The 20,829-nt window shown below is 66.3% G+C and carries 22 protein-coding genes; 9 read left to right on the plus strand and 13 right to left on the minus strand.

The window, feature by feature from the left end:
* Window positions 1-102 precede the first annotated feature (102 nt).
* On the plus strand, window positions 103-957 hold the full coding sequence (rpoH, locus tag LRS53_RS18655; RefSeq protein WP_007161649.1) for an RNA polymerase sigma factor RpoH: 855 nt from the start codon (window positions 103-105) through the stop codon (window positions 955-957).
* Window positions 958-1,161: 204 nt separating this feature from the next.
* Here the strand turns inward: rpoH and mtgA are convergent, their stop codons facing one another.
* The gene (mtgA, locus tag LRS53_RS18660) at window positions 1,162-1,863 is read right to left on the minus strand and encodes a monofunctional biosynthetic peptidoglycan transglycosylase (protein WP_017641001.1); all 702 of its coding nucleotides are present in this window, start codon (window positions 1,861-1,863) and stop codon (window positions 1,162-1,164) included.
* Between the two features lie 67 nt (window positions 1,864-1,930).
* Here mtgA and LRS53_RS18665 point away from each other — a divergent pair, with 67 nt between their 5' ends.
* From LRS53_RS18665 to LRS53_RS18685, 5 genes are all read left to right on the plus strand, one after another.
* The gene (locus LRS53_RS18665) at window positions 1,931-2,308 is read left to right on the plus strand and encodes a DUF423 domain-containing protein (protein ID WP_231356916.1); all 378 of its coding nucleotides are present in this window, start codon (window positions 1,931-1,933) and stop codon (window positions 2,306-2,308) included.
* A gap of 93 nt (window positions 2,309-2,401) precedes the next feature.
* Entirely contained in the window at window positions 2,402-2,602 is a 201-nt protein-coding gene (thiS, locus tag LRS53_RS18670; RefSeq protein ID WP_007161653.1) for a sulfur carrier protein ThiS, read from the plus strand.
* A 19-nt stretch (window positions 2,603-2,621) separates the two neighbouring features.
* Window positions 2,622-3,404, plus strand: a complete 783-nt coding sequence (locus tag LRS53_RS18675) for a thiazole synthase (RefSeq protein WP_017640998.1) — start codon at window positions 2,622-2,624, stop codon at window positions 3,402-3,404.
* 67 nt (window positions 3,405-3,471) lie between these two features.
* Window positions 3,472-4,182: a tRNA (guanosine(46)-N7)-methyltransferase TrmB gene (trmB, locus tag LRS53_RS18680; protein WP_160924093.1), complete on the plus strand. Its 711-nt coding sequence runs from the start codon at window positions 3,472-3,474 to the stop codon at window positions 4,180-4,182.
* A 169-nt stretch (window positions 4,183-4,351) separates the two neighbouring features.
* The gene (locus LRS53_RS18685) at window positions 4,352-6,094 is read left to right on the plus strand and encodes a putative bifunctional diguanylate cyclase/phosphodiesterase (protein WP_231356917.1); all 1,743 of its coding nucleotides are present in this window, start codon (window positions 4,352-4,354) and stop codon (window positions 6,092-6,094) included.
* Here the strand turns inward: LRS53_RS18685 and LRS53_RS18690 are convergent.
* From LRS53_RS18690 to LRS53_RS18730, 9 genes are all read right to left on the minus strand, one after another.
* The gene (locus LRS53_RS18690) at window positions 6,091-6,417 is read right to left on the minus strand and encodes a DUF3392 family protein (RefSeq protein WP_017640995.1); all 327 of its coding nucleotides are present in this window, start codon (window positions 6,415-6,417) and stop codon (window positions 6,091-6,093) included. The genes LRS53_RS18685 and LRS53_RS18690 overlap by 4 nt on opposite strands.
* Before the next feature lie 14 nt (window positions 6,418-6,431).
* On the minus strand, window positions 6,432-7,583 hold the full coding sequence (gene hemW, locus LRS53_RS18695; protein WP_231356918.1) for a radical SAM family heme chaperone HemW: 1,152 nt from the start codon (window positions 7,581-7,583) through the stop codon (window positions 6,432-6,434).
* Window positions 7,580-8,173 (minus strand): RdgB/HAM1 family non-canonical purine NTP pyrophosphatase, encoded by a 594-nt coding sequence (gene rdgB / locus LRS53_RS18700; RefSeq protein WP_231356919.1) that lies wholly within the window; start codon window positions 8,171-8,173, stop codon window positions 7,580-7,582. Before rdgB ends, hemW begins: the two co-directional genes overlap by 4 nt.
* 83 nt (window positions 8,174-8,256) lie before the next feature.
* Window positions 8,257-8,877: a methionine biosynthesis protein MetW gene (metW, locus tag LRS53_RS18705; protein WP_017640992.1), complete on the minus strand. Its 621-nt coding sequence runs from the start codon at window positions 8,875-8,877 to the stop codon at window positions 8,257-8,259.
* 5 nt (window positions 8,878-8,882) lie between these two features.
* Window positions 8,883-10,022: a homoserine O-succinyltransferase MetX gene (gene metX / locus LRS53_RS18710; RefSeq protein WP_007161661.1), complete on the minus strand. Its 1,140-nt coding sequence runs from the start codon at window positions 10,020-10,022 to the stop codon at window positions 8,883-8,885.
* A 107-nt stretch (window positions 10,023-10,129) separates the two neighbouring features.
* Window positions 10,130-12,088, minus strand: a complete 1,959-nt coding sequence (locus LRS53_RS18715) for a dynamin family protein (protein WP_231356920.1) — start codon at window positions 12,086-12,088, stop codon at window positions 10,130-10,132.
* A 117-nt stretch (window positions 12,089-12,205) separates the two neighbouring features.
* Complete coding sequence (locus LRS53_RS18720) at window positions 12,206-12,799, minus strand: YggT family protein (protein WP_064309244.1); 594 nt, start codon at window positions 12,797-12,799, stop codon at window positions 12,206-12,208.
* A gap of 9 nt (window positions 12,800-12,808) precedes the next feature.
* On the minus strand, window positions 12,809-13,627 hold the full coding sequence (gene proC / locus LRS53_RS18725) for a pyrroline-5-carboxylate reductase (protein ID WP_231356921.1): 819 nt from the start codon (window positions 13,625-13,627) through the stop codon (window positions 12,809-12,811).
* Between the two features lie 9 nt (window positions 13,628-13,636).
* Entirely contained in the window at window positions 13,637-14,332 is a 696-nt protein-coding gene (locus LRS53_RS18730; RefSeq protein WP_231356922.1) for a YggS family pyridoxal phosphate-dependent enzyme, read from the minus strand.
* Between the two features lie 126 nt (window positions 14,333-14,458).
* Between LRS53_RS18730 and pilT the strand changes: the two genes are divergently transcribed.
* Together pilT and LRS53_RS18740 are read left to right on the plus strand one after the other, a co-directional pair.
* A complete protein-coding gene (gene pilT, locus LRS53_RS18735) occupies window positions 14,459-15,493 on the plus strand; it encodes a type IV pilus twitching motility protein PilT (RefSeq protein WP_007161666.1) in 1,035 nt (344 codons plus the stop codon).
* On the plus strand, window positions 15,493-16,635 hold the full coding sequence (locus LRS53_RS18740) for a PilT/PilU family type 4a pilus ATPase (protein WP_017640986.1): 1,143 nt from the start codon (window positions 15,493-15,495) through the stop codon (window positions 16,633-16,635). Before pilT ends, LRS53_RS18740 begins: the two co-directional genes overlap by 1 nt.
* On the opposite strand, the gene LRS53_RS18745 is transcribed toward LRS53_RS18740, so the two are convergent.
* From LRS53_RS18745 to LRS53_RS18755, 3 genes are all read right to left on the minus strand, one after another.
* A complete protein-coding gene (locus LRS53_RS18745) occupies window positions 16,632-18,080 on the minus strand; it encodes a UdgX family uracil-DNA binding protein (protein ID WP_231356923.1) in 1,449 nt (482 codons plus the stop codon). The two genes, LRS53_RS18740 and LRS53_RS18745, sit on opposite strands and share 4 nt — an antisense overlap.
* Window positions 18,081-19,292 (minus strand): putative DNA modification/repair radical SAM protein, encoded by a 1,212-nt coding sequence (locus LRS53_RS18750; RefSeq protein ID WP_231356924.1) that lies wholly within the window; start codon window positions 19,290-19,292, stop codon window positions 18,081-18,083.
* Between the two features lie 132 nt (window positions 19,293-19,424).
* On the minus strand, window positions 19,425-19,982 hold the full coding sequence (locus tag LRS53_RS18755) for a C40 family peptidase (protein ID WP_017640983.1): 558 nt from the start codon (window positions 19,980-19,982) through the stop codon (window positions 19,425-19,427).
* 434 nt (window positions 19,983-20,416) lie between these two features.
* Here LRS53_RS18755 and LRS53_RS18760 point away from each other — a divergent pair, with 434 nt between their 5' ends.
* Window positions 20,417-20,821: an NINE protein gene (locus LRS53_RS18760; protein WP_017640982.1), complete on the plus strand. Its 405-nt coding sequence runs from the start codon at window positions 20,417-20,419 to the stop codon at window positions 20,819-20,821.
* The last annotated feature ends 8 nt before the right edge of the window (window positions 20,822-20,829 follow it).

Genomic DNA, 20,829 nt, shown 5'->3' on the forward strand with positions numbered 1-20,829 from the left:
CAGGGCGGTCTTCAGCTGGGGTTAAGGGAACTTCGGCTAGTCTGGCGCTGTCCAAAAAATCAGTGTTAGACTGTCCAGTGCTTAGTGAATCGGAGGATTCGCATGACCACTTCGTTGCAACCTGTTCCTACATTGGTTCCCGGCGCCAGCCTGGAAGCCTATGTGCATTCGGTGAACAGCATTCCGCTGCTCACTCCGGAGCGGGAGCGTGAACTGGCCGAGCGCCTCTTCTACAAGGAAGACGTCGAGGCCGCCCGCCAGTTGGTGCTCGCGCATCTGCGTTTCGTGGTGCATATCGCCAAGAGCTATTCTGGCTATGGACTGGCCCAGGCCGACCTTATTCAGGAAGGCAATGTCGGCTTGATGAAGGCCGTGAAACGCTTCAATCCCGAAATGGGTGTACGCCTGGTGTCCTTTGCCGTGCATTGGATCAAGGCCGAAATCCACGAATTCATCCTGCGCAATTGGCGCATCGTCAAGGTGGCCACCACCAAGGCGCAGCGCAAGCTGTTCTTCAACCTGCGCAGCCAGAAGAAGCGGCTGGCCTGGCTGAACAACGACGAGGTCCATCGCGTGGCCGAAACCCTGGGCGTCGAGCCCCGGGAAGTGCGCGAGATGGAAAGCCGTCTGACCGGTCATGACATGGCCTTCGACCCGGCCAGCGATGCCGATGACGATGCGGCCTATCAGTCGCCGGCTCAGTACCTGGAAGACAGCCGTTACGATCCGGCGCGTCAGCTAGAGGAAGCCGACTGGACCGACAGCTCCACGGCCAATCTGCACGAGGCCCTGGAACGCCTGGACGACCGCAGCCGTGACATCCTCTACCAGCGCTGGCTGGCCGAGGAAAAGGCGACCCTGCACGAGCTGGCGGCCAAGTACAACGTCTCGGCGGAGCGTATCCGTCAGCTGGAAAAGAACGCGATGAACAAGCTCAAGGGCAATATCGCCGCCTGATCCGCTCGTTGATTGAAAAACCGCACCTCGGGGTGCGGTTTTTTTATGTCTGCAAATCTTATCGCCCAGCCAGTAGGCTGGCTTGGATCGGGCTCTGGCCATCGCGCCATGGGCCGCTCCTACAAGTACCGGGCAGTCCGTAGGAGCGGCCCATGGCCGCGATAGAGCGTCTGTAGGCTGAAAACCGCGTGCCAAATCACCTTGCTACTGCCCGGTCATCCGCCGCAGGTAGTCGCTACCGCCCAGCTGGCGCTCCTGCTGGCGGATCCAGGCGGCGCGTTCGGCGACATAGGCGCTCGGGCGGCTCGGGCTCCATTCGCGGGGATTGGGCAGCACGGCGGCCAGCAGGCTGGCCTGGCGGTCGGACAGGTAGGGAGCACCTATGCCGAAATGGTGACGAGCCGCGGCCTCGGCGCCGAACACGCCGTCGTCCCATTCCACGCTGTTGAGATAGACCTCGAGGATGCGCTGCTTGGACCAGAAGGTTTCCAGCAGCACGGTGAACCAGGCCTCGAAGGCCTTGCGCAGGTAGCTGCGGCCGCTCCAGAGAAAGAGATTCTTGGCGGTCTGCTGGCTGATGGTGCTGGCGCCGCGCAGGGAGCCGCCGGCTTCGTTGTGGCTGAAGGCCTGGCGGATCGCCGTCATGTCGAAGCCCCAGTGTTCGGCGAAGTGCTGGTCCTCGCCGGCGATCACCGCCATCTTGAGATCGTCCGGCAGCTCCTTCCAGGGTCGCCAGTCGCGCTGCAGGTCGATGGGTTTGCCGTCGATCCAGGACTCGACCTTGCGCTCCACCATCAGCATGCTGCCCGGCGGCGGCACCCAGCGCAGGATCAGCACCAGGGCGGCGCTGAGGACGGCGAACCAGAGGGCGATACGCAGGAGACGGCGGAGGAGGGTGAGCAGCATCGGCTTGGTCTTTGGCGGTTAGCGGGCCATTATAACCAGCGCTTCTCTTCCATCGCCCGGTAAAACCATGTTGCGTCTCTTCCTGCTGTTCGCCGCCCTGGCCGGCTTCACCGGTGTCGGACTCGGCGCCTTCGCCGCCCATGGACTCAAGGGCCGGCTGACCGCCGACTACCTGGCCGTATTCCAGACCGGCGTGCTCTATCAGCTCATCCACGCCCTGGCGCTGCTCGGCGTCACGCTCCTGTCGCTGCACTTTCAGGGGCGCCTGGTGGCCTGGGCTGGTGGCTTCTTCATCGCCGGCATCCTGCTGTTTTCCGGCAGCCTCTATCTGCTGACGCTGACCGGCATCTCGCGGCTGGGCATCATCACCCCCTTCGGCGGTCTGTGCTTTCTCGCCGGCTGGGCCTGCCTGGCCATCCTCGCCTGGCGCCTCGGCAGCCTCTGACCGAGCACTGGCCGTCGTTCCCGGCCCGGCGCCGCTGCAATGCACGCCCGACCGGCGTAGAATGCCGGCTCACCCCGTGACGATGCCTTTGCCATGCAGATCCTGTTGAACGGCGAATCCCTTGAATTGCCGGACGGCGCCACCGTCGCCGACCTGCTCGTGCGTCTCGACCTGACCGGACGGCGAGTGGCGGTGGAACGTAACCTCGACATCGTGCCGCGCAGCCAGCACGCCACCACCGCCCTGGCGGATGGCGACCGGCTGGAAGTGGTCCACGCCATCGGCGGCGGCTAGCCGCGCAAGAGGAATCCAGATGAAAGACACTCCCTTTACCCTGGCCGGGCGCACCTATGAATCGCGTCTGCTGGTCGGCACCGGCAAGTACCGCGATCTCGAAGAGACCCGCCTGGCCATCGAGGCCTCCGGCGCCGAGATCGTCACTGTGGCGGTGCGTCGTACCAACATCGGCCAGACTCCCGGCGAGCCCAATCTGCTCGACGTGATCTCGCCCGAGCGCTACACCATCCTGCCCAACACCGCCGGCTGCTATGACGCGGTGGAAGCGGTGCGCACCTGCCGCCTGGCGCGCGAGCTGCTCGACGGTCACAACCTGGTCAAGCTGGAAGTCCTGGCCGACCAGAAGACCCTGTTCCCCAACGTCATCGAGACGCTCAAGGCCGCCGAGACCCTGGTCGCCGACGGCTTCGACGTCATGGTCTATACCAGCGACGACCCCATCGTCGCGCGCCAGCTGGAAGCCATCGGCTGCATCGCCGTCATGCCGCTGGCCGGTCTGATCGGCTCGGGCCTGGGCATCTGCAATCCCTACAACCTGCGCATCATCCTCGAAGAGGCCAAGGTGCCGGTGCTGGTGGATGCCGGGGTGGGTACCGCCTCCGACGCCACCATCGCTATGGAGCTGGGTTGCGAAGCGGTGCTGATGAACAGCGCCATCGCCCATGCCCGCGAGCCGGTGCTGATGGCCGAAGCCATGAAGCACGCCATCGTCGCCGGTCGCCTGGCTTATCTGGCCGGGCGCATGCCGCGCAAGCTCTATGCCACGGCCTCCTCGCCGTTGGACGGCCTGGTCAACTAGACCTGGCGCCCTCCATCACGCGCCCGGCCTGTGCCGGGCGTCTCTTTTTCCCACTATCGATAACGCCATGACCGATCATCAAGACGACCAGACCCCCGACCGCCCCCGGCGCACCATCAAGAGCTTCGTGATGCGCGCCGGCCGCATGACCGAAGGCCAGCAACGCGGTCTCGACCAGGGGTGGCCGCGTTTCGGTCTGGAGCTGACCGACGGCCCCCAGGATTTCGACCAGGTATTCGGGCGCCAGGCGCCGCGTACCTTCGAGATCGGCTTCGGCATGGGCCATTCCACCCTGGAAATGGCTGCCGCCGCGCCGGAGCAGGATTTCATCGGCGTCGAGGTGCATCGTCCGGGCGTGGGCGCGTTGCTCAATGGCGCCATGACCCAGGGGCTGACCAATCTGCGGGTCTACAGCTGCGATGCCCTGGAGGTGCTGCGCCAGTGCGTGGCCGACGCCAGCCTGGACCGGGTGCTGCTGTTCTTTCCCGATCCCTGGCACAAGAGCCGCCACCACAAGCGGCGGATCGTCCAGCCGGCCTTCGCCGAGCTGGTTCGGCAGAAGCTCAGGGTCGGCGGGGTGCTGCACATGGCCACCGATTGGCAGGCCTATGCCGAACACATGCTCGAGATCATGAACGCCGCCCCCGGTTACCATAACCTCGGCGACGCCTCGGGCTATGTACCGCGTCCCGAGGAAAGACCCATCACCAAGTTCGAACGCCGTGGCGAACGCCTGGGGCATGGCGTCTGGGACCTCAAGTTCGAACGCCAGAGCTGACCGTGTATCTCTGACGAATCGAGCTTGAGCTGCCGAAGGACAATTGGCATGATGGCCAATTGCCCTGCTGTGATGGCGGTTGCATTCGAATTCACAGGGACACCTGGATGTCAGCCTTCCTCAAGAATGCCAACCGGCTCCGCGCCGCCCTTCGTGCAGAGCGGATCCGATGACGGACCTGGTACGCCCCGACTCGCCAGCGGCCGAGTTGCACGCCGTACGGCGCTGGCTCGAAGTCGAACGCAGCGCCCGGCAGCGTACCGAACGCTCGCTGCACCTCATCGCCTCGGCCTTCGCCCTCTGTCGCGACGCCATGGCCGTGCTGACCGAGAGCGGTCAGATCATCGAAGCCAATGACGCCCTGCGCGCCCTGATGCTCAGTGCGGAGCGCAGTGTCAGCGGTCAGTACCTGTCCCACTACATCAAGTTGCCCGAGACGGCCATCCGCACGTTCGAGCGCGACGGCTATGCCCTGTGCGAAGCCCAGTTCCACGTCTCCGCCAAACGCGTCACGCCGGTGGAGATCAGCCTGAGTCGCTTTGCCGGCGAGGCGGATCGCGAAGGCTATGTGGTCGCCAGCCTGAGGGACATCACCGAGCGCAAGCGCGCCGAGCAGGCCCTGGAGCGCATGGCCCTGAGCGATGCCCTGACCCAGCTACCCAACCGGACCTCCTTCTACCAGGATTTCGAGACGCGCCTGCAGAACCTGGAGGAGACCGGCAACCTCGCGGTACTGTTCATCGATGTCGATGGCTTCAAGGAGGTCAACGACTCCCTGGGCCATGCCGCCGGTGACGAGCTGCTCTGCGCCCTGGTGCGGGAGTTGCGGCAGGTGCTGGGGGCCGACGAGGTGCTGGCACGCTGGGGGGGCGATGAATTCGTCGCCCTGCTGGACGTGAGCGATCGCGAGCAGGCCCGCCAGGTGGCCGAGCAACTGGTGCAGGCGGTGGGTCGGCAGCAGTGCATCGCCGGCCACGATATCCGCGTATCGGCCAGCATCGGCCTGAGTCTGGCCCCCGAAGAAGGGCTGGATGTGGAAACCCTGCTGCGCAATGCCGATGCCGCCATGTACGCAGCCAAGGCGGCCGGCAAGAGCCGGGTGCGCTGCTACGATCCGCAGTTGACCAGCGAGGCGCGCAGCAAGGTGACCCTGTTGGCTCATCTGCATGGCGCCATCGAGGCGGAACTCATCACCTTCGTGCTGCAGCCCAAGTTCGATGCCCGTCAGCGCATGATCAGCGCCGAGTTGCTGGCGCGCTGGAATTGCCCGGGCGTTGGGGCCGTGCCGCCCAATGTCTTCGTCGCCCTGGCCGAGCAGAACGGCATGGCCTCGGCCCTCGGGCGCCTGGCCATCCGCCGCGCGGCCGGTTGCGCCCGGGCCCTGCAGGACGCCGGCCTGCAGATCCCGGTGGCGGTCAACATCTCGCCGCTGCAGGTGGCCGATGATGAACTGGCCGAGGTCCTGGCGGCGGCCTGCGCCGAATTCGGTATCGCGCCCAGGGCACTGGAGCTGGAGGTGACCGAGTCGGTCTTCCTGCAGAAGGGCACGCCTGAGCGGCGCCTGGCCGCCTTGCGCGAGCAGGGCTTTCGGGTGGCGATGGATGACTTCGGCACCGGCTATTCGTCGCTGGGCTATCTGCACCGCTTGCCCTTCGACACCATCAAGATCGACCGCAGCTTTCTGCTGGCGGTGGACGCCGATGACAGATCCCGACAACTGCTGGCCGGCATCGTCAGCCTGTGCCGCGCGCTGGACATGCAGATCGTCGCCGAGGGGGTGGAAACCCAGGCCCAGTTCGAGTTGCTCAAGGACCTGGGCGTGGACACCTTCCAGGGCTTCCTGCTGGGGCGTCCGCAATCACTGGAGTGCCTGCTGGACAGTATCCGCGTCTGCCAGCGGGGCCAGCCCTAGCCGCGCCGCTCGGCCAGCACGCCCAGCAGGCAGACTCCGATCAGCAGCACCGGGGCCAGGGCATAGTTGTTGAACTGCGCCAGACCCTTGACCACCCAGGGGGTCAGGAAGGTCATGGCGGCGCCGTAGATCGCCAGGCACGCCAGGGCGAAGGCCGGGACGCGGATGGCGGTCGGCAGGCTGCCCAGGCGCGCCTGGATGAAGCCATTGACCTGGCTGCCGAACAGCACCAGCAGGGTGGCGGTGACCGCCAGGGCCACCTCGTCCAGGTGGCTGCGGCTCCAGCGGGAGAGGTCGGCGATATGGTCGAGCACGAAGTCCAAGGCAGAGCTCCTCGTCAGTCAGGCAGAAAGGATTGCAAGAGGTCGTTCAGGAACAGCTGGCCGCGAGCGGTGGGGCGCAGGCGCTGTGCATCCTCGGCCAGCAGGCCGGCCTGGCGCGCCGCGGTCAGCGCAGGTGCCAGACTGTCCAGCGACTGGCCGGTGCGCTGCGGATACCAGGCGGCGGGTACCCCGTCCACCAGGCGCAGGGCGTTCATCATGAAATCGAAGGGCAGGTCGGCCGGCGCCAGAGCTTTCGCGCCGGCTTGGAAGGCCTTGGCCGGATCCAGGTAGTCCTTGGGCAGGCGAGTCTTCCAGGTACGCAGCAGGGTACCGTCCGGGGCGCTCAGCTTGGCATGGGCGCCAGCGCCGATGCCCAGGAAGTCGCCGAAGCCCCAGTAGTTGAGATTGTGCCGCGCCTGGCGCCCGGGCTGGGCATAGGCAGAGGTCTCGTACTGCTGGTAGCCGGCGGCCGCCAGGCGCGCCTGTCCGGCTTCCTGGATGTCCCAGAGGGTGTCGTCTTCGGGCAGCTCCGGCGGCTGGCTCCAGAACACCGTGTTGGGCTCCATGGTCAGCTGGTACCAGGACAGGTGGGTGGGCGCCAGGGCGATGGCCTGTTCGAGGTCGCCGAGGGCATCGGCGACGCTCTGCTCGGGCAGGCCGTGCATCAGGTCCAAGTTGAAATTGTCGAAGCCGGCGGCGCGCGCCCGGTCGGCGGCGCGGATGGCTTCCTCGCGGCCGTGGATGCGCCCCAGAGCCTTGAGCTTGGCATCCTGGAAGCTCTGGATGCCGATCGACAGCCGATTGATGCCCAGGCCGCGATAGGCGACGAACTTGGCCTGCTCGAAGGTGCCGGGATTGGCTTCCAGGGTGATCTCGATATCCGGCGCGAAGCTCAGCCGCCGGGCCACGCCGTCCAGCAGGCGACCCAAAGCCTGAGCGGAAAACAGACTGGGTGTGCCACCCCCGAAGAAGATCGAGGTCAGCGGCCGGCCATGGACGTGGATCAGGTCCTGGTCCAGATCCGCCAGCAGGGCGTCGACGTACTCCGTTTCCGGTAGCGTCGGGCCAGCGGCATGGGAGTTGAAGTCGCAATAGGGGCACTTGCGCACGCACCAGGGGATATGGACGTAGAGCGCCAGTGGCGGCAAGGCGAAGGTGTCGGTCACAGCTGGAGCCGTTGCTTGAGCTGGGCCATGGCGCGGGCGCGATGGCTGCGCTGGTTCTTTTCCGCCGGCGCCAATTCGGCCGCGGAGACCGCTTCGCCGTCGGGCTGGAACAGCGGATCGTAGCCGAAGCCATGCTCGCCCTGAGCGGCATGCAGGATGCGCCCGGGCCAGAGGCCTTCGCAGAGGATCGGCAGCGGATCGTCGGCGTGGCGTACCAGGGCGAGCACGCAGACGAACTGGGCGGTGCGCTCGGCGTCTGGCACGTCACGCAGGGTGTCGAGCAGCTTGGCGTTGTTGGCGGCATCGCCCTGACCATCGGCGTAGCGCGCGGAATAGATGCCGGGGGCACCGCCGAGGGTGTCCACCGCCAGGCCCGAATCATCTGCCAGGGCCGGCAGACCGGACAGCCGCGCTGCGTTGCGCGCCTTGAGGATGGCGTTCTCGACAAAGGACAGCCCGGTTTCCTCGGGTTCCACCTGGCTGAATTCGCCCACCGAGCGCACCCGCACCCGGTCGCCGAGCATGGCCTGGAGTTCCTTGAGCTTGCCGGCGTTGTGGCTGGCGAGCACCAGTTCGGTTAGGTCGGACATGAGGGGCACCGTGTCGCATTGGGAAGGGCGGCGTATTGTACGCGAAGCCAGGCCCGGGCTGGCCGCGCCGCCCAGGCCTTACGTCATATGGCGACGCGCAGGTCGTGCAGATGCGGCGCGCTGACCCGATAGATGCCGATCTCGCCGAGCAGGTTGGGCCACAACTTGCTGGCCCAGCCGTGGCGGTGCAGGCGATCCACGGCAAGACGATCCAGTACCTGGGCGCGCTGTTCGCGGCAGAGGCGCTCGAAGTCCTCGAAGGTGCAGAAGTGGATGTTCGGCGTGTTGTACCAGGTGTAGGGCAGGAAGTCCGAGACCGGCATCCGCCCCTTGCCGCCCAGGTACAGCCGGCAGCGCCAGTGACCGAAGTTGGGAAAGGTGATGATGCACTGGCGACCGACCCTGAGCATCTCCTGGAGAATGCGGTCCGGGTACTGCATGGCCTGCAGCGACTGGGTCATGACCACCACGTCGAAGCTGTCGCTGGCGAAGTTGGCCAGGCCGCCGTCGAGATCCTGCTCGATGACGTTGACGTCCTTGAGTAGGCATTCGGCGATCTTGTCCGGGTCGATCTCCAGGCCGTAGCCGGTGACCTGCTTGTGATCGCGCAGCCAGGCGAGCAGTTCGCCGGTGCCGCAACCGAGGTCGAGGACCCGGCTGCCGGCGGGGATCCATTCCTGAATGATGTCCAGATCGGCGCGCACGGCAGCTATACCTCGATGCGGGTCATGTAGTGGGAGAAGGCCTGCAGATAGCGCGGGATGGGAATGAGGAAGGCGTCATGGCCCTGGGGCGCGTCGACCTCCAGGTAGCTGACGTCCTTGCGCGCGGCCATCAGGGCGTTGACGATCTCCTTGGAACGCGCCGGCGAGAAGCGCCAGTCGGTGGTGAAGGAGACGATCAGGAAGCGCGCCTGCACCCCGGCCAGGGTCTTGGCCAGGTCGCCGCCATGGGCATGGGCCGGATCGAAGTAGTCCAGCGCCTTGGTCATCAGCAGGTAGGTGTTGGCGTCGAAACGGCCGGAGAATTCCTCGCCCTGGTAGCGCAGGTAGCTTTCCACCTGGAATTCGACGCTGTGGAAGTCGTAGTTGAGCTGGTCGGTCTTGAGTTCGCGACCGAATTTTTCGCCCATGGCCTCGTCGGACAGGTAGGTGATGTGGCCGACCATGCGCGCCAGCATCAGGCCGCGCTTGGGGATCACACCCTTTTCCTGGAAGTGGCCGGCGTGGAAATCCGGATCCGAGAGGATGGCCTGGCGCGCTACCTCGTTGAAGGCGATGTTTTCCGCCGACAGCTTGGGCGCCGAGGCGATGGCCAGGCAGTGGCGGATGCGCTCGGGATAGCTGATGGTCCATTGCAGCGCCTGCATGCCGCCCAGGCTGCCGCCGATCACCGCCGCCCACTGCGCGATGCCCAGGCGATCGGCCAGGCGTGCCTGGCTGTTGACCCAGTCTTCCACGGTCAGCACCGGGAAGTCCGCGCCATAGGCCCGACCGGTGTCGGGATTGGGACTGCTGGGACCGGTGGAGCCGTTGCAGCCGCCCAGGTTGTTGAGGGCGACCACGAAGAACTTGCGAGTGTCGATGGGCTTGCCGGGGCCGATGCAGCTGTCCCACCAGCCGGGCTTGCGGTCGTCCAGGCTGTGATAGCCGGCCGCGTGGTGATGGCCGGAGAGCGCGTGGCAGATCAGCACGGCGTTGCTGCGACTGGCGTTGAGTTCGCCATAGGTCTCGACCATCAGGTCATAGGCCGGCAGGGTGCGACCACAGGCCAGGGCCAGGGGCTCGTTGAAGTGCAGCAGCTCGGGGGTGACCAGGCCGACGGAATCTTCGGGAATGACGCTGGGCATTGACGGCTCGTCCGGGGCGGGGCTCGCCAGTCTAAAGAGCACCGCCGGGAGCGGCAAGGGCAGGCGTGGCGCGGCGGCCAAGGACCGCGCCACGGTAGCGGATGGCGCTAGCCGACCCGCGCCAGCGGCAGGGTGACCACGTTGTCGTGGCGCTGGGAGGGCGCCGGCCGGCTGATCTGCTTGAGCATGTCGCTGACCTCGCTGAGCTGCCCGTGCAGGACGTCCTCGTGCACCTGCAGCCGGCGCACCTGCTCCTGGCTGTTGAGGTTCTGCTGGGTGAGCTGCTTGAGCGCCAGCATGCTGGTTTCCAGCAGCTGCTTCTGCTCGCGGGTGTGCTGCACCAGCGGGGTCAGGGCGCCGTCGTTCCAGCGCAGCACCTGGGCATGGGCGCCTTCCTGCAGCGCCTGGACCTCCTGGGCCACGGTGGCGAAGAAGCGGCGGGCCAGGGCGCTCTGCTCGGTGAGCAGGGTCTTGACCTGACGCTGCACCTCCTCGGTCTTGAGTTGCAGCTGGCGCAGCTCGCGGACATAGGGGCGGATGCGCAGTCGCGGCGCTTCCAGGGGATGCAGCGGATTCTCGACATTGTGCCGCTGGTAGACCGCGCCGAGCACCTTGTTGGCCCGGTCCGCCTCGTTGTCCAGGGCCAGTAGGTCATGCTCGACCACGCGAAAGAAGCGGGCGATGGACTGGTTGATGCCGACGGTGGTCAGGCTGCTGCGGAATTCCCGGCGGGCGGTTTCCAGATGGGCGTCCAGGCGCTCCGACGCGACCAGGTCGGTCAGCAGCTTGCGTTGCCCGGCCAGCATGTTCTGGGTGGTGCGTAGATCCAGCAGGCGACGGTGGTAGAGGTCGTATTCCTGGCGCGTGCGAGCGGTCTGCAATTCCAGGCCGGCACCGGGCAATTCCTCGTCGGCCAGTTGCGCGTACTGGGCGCGAATGGCTTCCAGGCGCTGCTCGATGAGGGTACGGCTGGCGCCCAGCAGACCACTGGCCTGCTGCACGATGCGCTGCTGCAACAGACGCTCGCGGGCGCCGACGATGCGTTCGGCGAGCAGCTGTTCGAGGCTGTCCAGCTGGCTGCGCGCGAGCAGTTCCAGATCGCCGCGGACCTTGCCCAGCAGCGCCTGCTTGGCCGACAGCGGCAGGATGTGCTCGGCCGGCAGCGCCAGTTGCCGGGCGCTGGCTTGGCGGACGTTTTCCAGCGACTGGGCGACATGGGCGACGCCGCCGAGGTCGTCCCAGAGGCTGTCGATCTTGTTCATCACCGCGAACAGCCGCTCCGGGGCATCGCCCAGGGAGGGCTTGACGCACTGTTCCCAGAGCGCCAGGTCCGAAGCGGTCACGCCGGTGTCGGCACCGATGAGAAAGAGTACGGCCTGGGCGTGGGGCAGCAGCGACAGGGTCAGTTCGGGTTCGGCGCCCAGGGCGTTGAGGCCGGGGGTGTCGAGGATGCGCAGGCCCTGGCGCAGCAGCGGGTGGTCGATGCTGATCAGCGCGTGGCGCCAGGCCGGGATGCTGACCAGACCGGCGCTGTCGAGCTGTTCCAACTGCTCGGGATCGAAGCCCAGTTGCACGGCGGCGGCGGTTTCCACCTCGCGGGTCTCGGTGACCTTGGCCAGCAGGGCGGCCATGGCGTCCGGGTGGCGGTCGTCCAGGGCGAAGCGCTGCCAGGCCTCGGGCGTCTTGCGCCAGGCGGCCAGGCTGCGTTCGTCCAGGCGGCTGTCGATGGGCAGCAGCTGCAGATAGGGACCGTCGGCCCCGGCGTCATGGAAGATCTCGGTGGGGCACATGGTGGTGCGCCCGGCCTGGGACGGCAGCATGCGCTGGCCGTAGTCGGCGAAGAAGAGGGCGTTGATCAGCTCGGTCTTGCCGCGGGAGAACTCGCCGGCGAAGGCCAGGGTGATGCCGTCGGCCTGCAATTCGCTCTGGCAGCTGGCCAGGGCGGCGTCCAGTGCCGGGGAGGCCAGACGATTACGCTGCAACCAGTCGCGGTAGCGGCCCAATTGGGTGTCGAGTTCGGCTTTCCACGTGGCATAGGCATCGACGTGGCGGAACAGGCGTTCCATAGGGGACTTCCTTGACCTGGACAGCAAAGGCTGGACGGTGCCCCAGCGTCCAGAGGACGTCAATGCCGCCTCCGCCACGACGCGGCAGGCGGTCGTGGCGGGTGCGCGAGTGGTGGGTCAGAGGAAGGGGGCGAGAATCTGCGGCATGCCGGTGGCGGCGGCCAGCTGGCCGATGACGAAGCGATCCAGCAGATTGATCACGATGAAGGCGAAGATCGGCGACAGATCCAAGCCACCCAGATTCGGCAGGATGCGGCGGAAGGGGGCCAGCAGCGGCTCGCAGATCTGATTGACCAGCTCGGCGGCGGGGTTGTGGGTCTGGGGCGCGACCCAGGAGAGGATGACGCTGACGATCAGGGCGAAGAAGAACACCTTGAGGAACAGCGAAGCCACGCCCAGCAGGGCCCAGATCAGCAGGGCGGGGAACAGGCCGCCGATGCTGGCGCCGAGCAGCACCACCACGACCATCATCAGCGCCAGCTGGACCAGGATCGCCAGCACCAGGGCCGCCAGATCGACGCCGCCGAAGCCGGGAATGATGCGTCGCACCGGTTTGAGCAGCGGCTGGGTGGCGCGCACGGTGAATTGCGACAGCGGATTGTAGAAGTCGGCCCGCACCAGCTGCAGGATGAAGCGTAGCAGGATGATCAGCAGATAGAGACTGCCGAGGGTCTGGATGACGTAGACGAGGGCTTGCGCGAAAGCGGACATGGATACTCCTTATCGATCCGGCAACTGGGCCAGTTCCGCAGCCCGGTCGGCCGCGGCGGTGAGGGCTTCTTCCACCAGGTCCGCGAAGGCCCCGGCTTGGAAGGTTTCGATGGCGCGTTCGGTGGTGCCCTTGGGGGACATCACCGAACGACGCAATTGTTCGGGGCTGCGGTCGCCCTGACAGGCCATGGCGGCGGCGCCGCGGGCGGTGTGCAGGGTCAGCTGTTCGGCCACCACGGCCGGCAGGCCGAGCTTGGTGCCGGCCTGGGTCATGGCTTCCATCAGCAGGAAGAAATAAGCCGGGCCACTGCCGGAGACGGCGGTGACCGCGTCCAGCTGCTGTTCTTCCTCGACCCAGAGGGCCAGGCCCACCGCGGCGAGGATCTCCTGGGCGCGGGCGCGCTGTTCGGCGGTGACCTGGTCGTTGGCGAACAGGCCGCTGGCACCCAGGCGCAGCTGCGAAGGCACGTTGGGCATGCAGCGCACCAGCGCGCGCTGGCCCAGCCAGCGTGTCAGGCTGGCGCAGGTGATGCCGGCGGCGACCGAGACGATCAGCTGGTCCGGGCGCAGATGGGGCGCCAGCTCCTGGCAGACCTCACCCATCACCTGGGGCTTCACCCCCAGGACCACCACGTCGGCGTCGGCGAGCACGGCGCTGTTGCTGGCATCGACGCGGATACCGTGCTCCCGGGCCAGCGCCTCGCGCTTGGCCGGGTTGCGATTGCTGGCGCTGAGCTGCCGGGCCGGCACGCCCTGGGCGAGCAGACCGCCGATGATGGCGCCGGCCATGTTGCCGGCGCCGATGAAGGCGATGCGGGTGTCGTTCATCGAGACTTCCTAGATTGAAGAGGCGACGCCGTAGTCGCGGGCGCCGAAGAGAGCGGTACCGACGCGGACCCAGGTGGCGCCCTCGGCGATGGCGGCTTCCAGATCCTGGCTCATGCCCATGGACAGGGTGTCCAGGTTCAGGTTCAGCGTTTCGCTGAGCTTTCGCAGCCGGGCAAAGGCGGCGCGCTGGCTGGCCGGGTCGTCGGTGGGTTCAGGAATGGCCATCAGGCCACGCAGGCGCAGGTTGGGCAACTGGCCTACCGCCGCGGCCAAGGCTGGCAGATCATCGGGGTGGCAGCCGGACTTGCTGGCTTCGCCACTGACGTTGACCTGCAGGCAGATGTTCAGCGGCCCGCGCTCGGGCGGGCGCTGTTCGGCCAGGCGCTGGGCGATCTTCAGGCGGTCCACCGAGTGCACCCAGTCGAAATGGCTGGCGATGGCGCGGGTCTTGTTGGACTGGATGGGACCGATGAAATGCCACACCAGTGGCAGGTCGGCCAGCGCCGGCTGCTTGTCCAGCGCCTCCTGCAGGTAGTTCTCGCCAAAGTCGCGCAGGCCGGCGGCGGCGGCCTCGCGCAAGGCGGCGGCGGGCTTGGTCTTGCTCACCGCCAGGAGGCCGACAGTCGCGGGATCGCGGCCTGCCGTCCGGCTGGCGGCGGCGATGCGTTCGAGTACGGTTGCGCTATTCTCGGCTATCGTGGACATTCAGCCCCTGCTTGCGTCGGCGCATCCGGCAGGCCTCGGCGTACCGGATGAGTGAGTGGCGGTGACCAGGTCAGACCGCCAGTGCTGCGCGGCATTCTACCTGCTTGCTCGACATCTGGGAGTCCCATGGATATCACCGAATTGCTGGCCTTTTCCGCGCGGCAAGGCGCCTCCGACCTGCACCTGTCCGCCGGCCTGCCGCCGATGATCCGCGTCGACGGCGACGTGCGCCGCATCAACCTGCCGGCCTTCGAGCACAAGCAGGTGCACGCGCTGATCTACGACATCATGAACGACAAGCAGCGCAAGGACTTCGAGGAATTCCTGGAGACCGACTTCTCCTTCGAGGTGCCGGGCGTGGCGCGCTTCCGGGTCAACGCCTTCAACCAGAATCGCGGCGCCGGCGCGGTGTTCCGGACCATTCCGTCCAAGGTGCTGAGCATGGAAGAGCTGGGCATGGGCGAGGTGTTCAAGAAGATCACCGACGTCCCGCGCGGCCTGGTGCTGGTGACCGGGCCGACCGGTTCGGGCAAGTCCACCACCCTCGCGGCCATGCTCGACTACCTCAACAACACCAAGTACCACCACATTCTCACCATCGAGGATCCCATCGAATTCGTCCACGAGTCCAAGAAGTGCCTGGTCAACCAGCGTGAGGTGCACCGCGACACCCTGGGCTTTTCAGAAGCCCTGCGCTCGGCGCTGCGCGAGGACCCGGACATCATCCTGGTCGGCGAGCTGCGCGACCTGGAGACCATCCGCCTGGCGCTGACCGCGGCCGAGACCGGGCACCTGGTGTTCGGCACCCTGCACACCACCTCGGCGGCCAAGACCATCGACCGGGTGGTGGACGTCTTTCCGGCGGAAGAGAAGTCCATGGTGCGTTCCATGCTGTCCGAATCCCTGCAGGCGGTGGTCTCCCAGACCCTGCTCAAGAAGGTCGGCGGCGGCCGGGTGGCGGCCCACGAGATCATGATCGGTACCCCGGCCATCCGTAACCTGATCCGCGAGGACAAGGTGGCGCAGATGTATTCCTCGATCCAGACCGGTGGCGGCCTGGGCATGCAGACCCTGGACATGTGCCTCAAGGCGCTGCTGGCCAAGGGGCTGATCAGCCGCGACGCGGCCCGCGAGAAGGCCAAGACGCCGGAGAACTTCTGATGGATTTCGACAGGTTCCTGCAGCTGATGGTGGACAAGGGGGCGTCCGACCTCTTCATCACCACCGGCGTGCCCCCTTCGATGAAGATCAACGGGCGCATGACGCCGGTCACCAAGGATTCGCTCACGCCGGATCAGTGCCGAGCCATCGTGCTGGGGGTGATGAACGACGAGCAGCGGCAGGAATTCCAGCAGAAGCGCGAGTGCAACTTCGCCATCAGCGCCCGCGGCATCGGTCGCTTCCGGGTCAGCGCCTTCTACCAGCGCAACCTGGTGGGCATGGTGCTGCGCCGCATCGAGGTCAACATTCCCACGGTCGAGCAGCTGCGCCTGCCGGAGATCATCAAGAAGCTGGCCATGACCAAGCGCGGGCTGGTGATCTTCGTCGGCGCCACCGGCACCGGCAAGTCCACCTCGCTGGCGGCCATGATCGGCCATCGCAACAGGAACTCGGCGGGACACATCATTTCCATCGAGGACCCCATCGAATACATCCACCAGCACCAGGGGTGCATCGTCACCCAGCGCGAGGTGGGCATCGACACCGAATCCTTCGAGGTGGCCCTGAAGAACACCCTGCGCCAGGCGCCGGACGTCATCATGATCGGCGAGATCCGCAGCCGGGACACCATGGAACATGCCCTGGCCTTTGCCGAGACCGGTCACCTGTGCCTGGCCACCCTGCACGCCAACAACGCCAACCAGGCGCTGGATCGCATCATCCATTTCTTCCCGGCCGATCGGCACAGCCAGACCTGGATGGACCTGTCGCTCAATCTCAAGGGCATCGTCGCCCAGCAACTGGTGCCCACTACCGATGGCCAGGGCCGTCGTGCCGTGATCGAGGTGCTGCTCAACACCCCGCTGGCCGCCGACCTGATCCGCAAGGGAGAGGTGCACGAACTCAAGGCGCTGATGAAGAAGTCCGGTGAACTGGGCATGCAGACCTTCGACCAGTCGCTCTATGGTCTCTATCGCGACGGCGAGATCAGCTACGAAGCGGCCCTGGCCCACGCCGATTCCGCCAACGACCTGCGGCTGATGATCAAGCTAGGGTCGGAAACGGACGCCGATCACCTCAATCAGCTCACCCGTAACCTCTCGGTGGACATGGGCGACGATCCGCCCAAGCGCTTCCGCTAGCCTTCGTCTTCGTTCTCGGCGGCCAGGGTCCTGGCCTCGCGCAGAGCGGCGACCAGCGCCTGGCGTGCCTGCTCCTGCTGCTCGGCGTCCGGGGTGCGCAGGATGTAGGAGGGGTGATAGGTGGCAATGATCCAGCGCTCGTCCAGCCGCAGTGGTCGGCCCATGAATTGCGCCAGGCCCCGTGGCTTGCGCTTGAGCAAGGCTTCCAGGGCGGTCGAGCCCAGGGCCACCACCACGGTCGGCCGGATGTCGCGCAGTTCCTGCTCTAGCCAGTAGCGGCAGGGCGCGATCTCCGGTCCCGGGGTGACGTGCTTGCGTCGCCTGCCCTGGGGAATCCATTTGAAGTGCTTGACCGCATTGGTCAGGAACACCTCGCTGCGCGCGAGGCCCGCCTTGGCCAGCGCCGCCATCAGCACCTGCCCGGCCGGTCCGATGAAGGGGCGACCCGCCAGGTCTTCCTGATCGCCGGGCTGCTCGCCCAAGAGCAGAATGCGGGCGGTGCGCGGGCCTTCGCCGGCCACCGGCTGGGTAGCCTTTTCCCACAACTCGCAGCGGCGGCACTCGTCGAGGGTGGTGGGCAGCGGGCGTTCCGGCTGGGCGCGCTCGGCGGCGATCAGCACCTCGCGACCGCCCTGGCGGCCCACGGCTTCGGCCTGGGCCAGGCGCTGGGCGCCGGCCCGTGCCTCGCTGAGCAGCGTCGGGATCAGCGGCCCTTCCGGTAGATCCTTCCAGAAGCGCGCCGGCATGTTGCCGCGCAAGGTGCGCGGATTGGCCCGCGCCGGATTGAAGGTGCTGCGGTAGTAGGCGCGCCAGAGTTCGTCGCCGGCGTTGCGGTCATCGTCTTCCGGCGTCTGCCGCGCCAGTTGCTGCAGCTCGGCGGGGCAGGGCTCCACCAGTTGCAGCGCCTGGCCATCCCAGAGCGCGGCGGCCTCCGGGGTCGCGATCAGCCAGCTGCTGTTGCCCATACGGTCGCAGAAATGCGGCGCCGCCAGGGCCAGGACGTCATGGGCCGGCTGGTGCCAGGCCACCCAGGCCGGCGGACCGGCGCTCTCCGCACGCGGCCGAAAGCGCAGGAAGGCATGCACATGGTGGATCTCGCGGCGGATCGCCTTGACCCGACGCTGCAATTCGCTGCCGTCCTCGTCACCGGCCAACATCGCCGCACGTTCGCCTCGGGCGACCCGCCAGAGCACCTGGTAGAGCAGCGCCCAGCGATCGTCGCTGCGAAAGCAGGCGGCATAGGTCAGGGCTTCGGCCAGTTGCGGCGGGATACGTATGGCGCCGCTGGGCGGCGGCGCCGTGGCCTCGGCCGGTTCGTCGAACAGATCGCCCAGGCCGCGACTTTCCTGCCAGCTCACCTGGGCCGGGGCGATACCCGCCTGGAGCAACCGGCGCGCCTCCTTGCGCCAGCCAGCGAAGGTGCCGTCGAAGTCGACTCTCTGCATCTAGAGCAGGGCGAGCTGGGCGGGCGGTTCGGCGAGTTGCCGGCGCAGGTCGAGGGATTCCGCCAGGCGCGGCTGCGGTCGGTAGTCCTGGGTGATGATGAAGGGCCGTGCCTTCTCGACGCTGCATTTCAGGCGGATCAGGTCGGCGTAGCGGATGCGCCGCTCGCGCCTGAGCTCCACCAGCCGCTTGGCCGAGAGCACACCGATGCCGGGCACCCGGGCGATGAGTGCCTGGTCGGCGCGGTTGAGATCCAGCGGAAAAATGGCGCGATTGTGCAGCGCCCAGGCCAGCTTGGGATCTACGTCCAGCGGCAACTGGCCATCTTCGGTGGGCAGCTCTTCCGCCTGGAAGCCGTAGCCGCGCATGAGGAAGTCGGCCTGGTACAGCCGGTGCTCGCGCAGCAGCGGCGGCGGTTGCAGCGGCACCGTACCCGGGCTTTCCGGGATGGGGCTGAGGGCCGAATAGTAGACGCGCTTGAGGCGATAGGCGCCATACAGGGTCTGGGCGGTATCGAGGATGGTGCGGTCGTCGGTGGCATCGGCGCCCACGATCATCTGGGTGCTCTGGCCAGCTGGCGCGAAACGCGGCGCCTTGGCTTCGGCCTCGGCTTCCTCCAGCCCCAGGCGAATGTTGCCCATGGTCTTGCGGATGCTGCTGCCGTTCTTTTCCGGCGCCAGCTTGATCAGGCTGCTCTCGGTGGGCAGTTCGATGTTCACCGACAGGCGATCGGCATAAAGACCGGCCTGGGCGATGATCTCGGGATCGGCGTCGGGAATGGTCTTGAGGTGGATATAGCCGCGGAACTGGTGCTGTTCGCGCAGCAGCTGGGCCACCCGGGTCATCTGCTCCATGGTGTAGTTGGAGGAGCGGATGATGCCGGAGCTGAGAAACAGCCCGCTGATGACGTTGCGCCGGTAGAAGTCGAGGGTCAGCTGCACCACTTCCTCGGGCGTGAAGCGCGCCCGCGGCACATTGCTGCTGCGGCGATTGACGCAGTACTGGCAGTCGTACTGGCAGAAATTGGTCAGCAGCACCTTGAGCAGAGCCACGCAGCGCCCATCCGGGGTGAAGCTGTGGCAGATGCCCATGCCATCGGTCGAGCCCAGGCCGTCCTTGCCCTTCGAGCTGCGTTTGGGCGCACCGCTGCTGGCGCAGGATACGTCGTACTTGGCGGCATCGGCGAGAATGATCAGCTTGTCGGCGAGCTCCATCGAGATCTCCTGGACTGTGATTGCATACAGTATCCAGGAAGCGGAGCGTCGTTCAATGGCTTTGCGCCGGGCGGCGCCGAGTGGAGCGACACTCCGCCGGGCGGTAGTGCCCGGCGAAGCGAGGGGGAGGGATCAGGACTTGCGGGTACGCTTGGTACGCGGCTTGTCCGCGACGGACGTGGTTTCCGCCGCCAGGGTAGTGGGCTGTTGCAGCACGCGCTTGGCCGAGGCGAACCTCTTGGTCCAGTAGGGCTTGCTCAGGTGATCGACGCGAACGCTTTCGCCGCTACGCGGGGCATGGACGAAACGGTCGTTGCCCAGATAGATGGCGACGTGATCGATGCCGCTGCGCTGACCGGTCTTGAAGAACACCAGGTCACCGGCCTTGAGATCGCCACGAGCGACCTTGGGGCCCTTGAGCTGGGACAGCTCGCGGGAGGTACGCGGCAGCTTGACGTTGTGTACGTCGCGATAGACGTAGTTCACCAGGCCGCTGCAATCCAGGCCGTTCTGCGGATTGGTCCCGCCGTAGCGATAAGGGGTACCAACCAGGTCCATGGCGCGGGTCGCGACCTGGGCGCCGACGTTGCGGGTGGCAGCCTGGGCGGTGGCCTGCTTACGGTGCAGGGCGCTGGTAGCGCGGGCGGCGTGCTTGGCGCGGGCGGCAGAGGCTGCCTGGGTAGGGTCCACCTTCGCGACGCGGCGAGCGGCGGCCTTAGGCGCGGGAGCAGCGGAGGCGTGCCGGGCGGCGGTCTTGGGAGCTGAAGCGGCGGTGACATGCCGGGCTGCGACCTTGTGGACCGGAGCGGCAGTGCGCGCTGCAGAGTTCTCTTTCGCTTGTACTGCCGCGGGCAGCACAAGACAGGCGGAGAGCCATGTCAGAAGAAATAAACGCATTGTCGTAGGGGTGTCTGAAGATCGAAGCGAGGGATTCTATACCAACCCTGTGGATATTTTGTGCACCTCTCATCAAGAAATTATGTAATTTTTAGCGGAAAGTGGGGTCCCTAGAGCGCCAACCAGTGAGACTCCCTGGGCATTCATCCAGTTTTCGACATAAAGTCACGGTGAATGTAAGGGTGTCGGTAAGGTGGGTCTTTTCCTTCAGTCGCGAGGTCGTAGGCATGCAGTATCAGGACACCCACAGCAAGGTCATGGGCTATCTGCTGTGGATCTTCGGTTTTCTCGGCGCTCATCGCTTCTACTATGGCAAACCGGTCACCGGCACCCTCTGGTTCTGCACCCTGGGTCTGCTGGGCATCGGTTGGCTGATCGATCTGTTCCTGATCCCGGCCATGGATCGCGAGGCGGATCTGCGTTTCCAGTCCGGTTCGATCAACTACAGTCTGGGCTGGATCCTGCTGACCTTTCTCGGCATCTTTGGCGTCCATCGCCTCTATCTGGGCAAGTGGATCACCGCCATCCTCTATTTCTTTACCGCGGGTTTCTTCCTGCTGGGCGTGCTCTACGACTTCTGGACGCTCAACTCGCAGATCTCCGAAGAGAATCGCCGGCGGCTGGTGCGCTAATCCAGCTA

The sequence above is a fragment of the Pseudomonas sp. PLB05 genome (assembly GCF_021106615.1).
Classification (GTDB): Bacteria; Pseudomonadota; Gammaproteobacteria; order Pseudomonadales; family Pseudomonadaceae; genus Chryseomonas; species Chryseomonas benzopyrenica.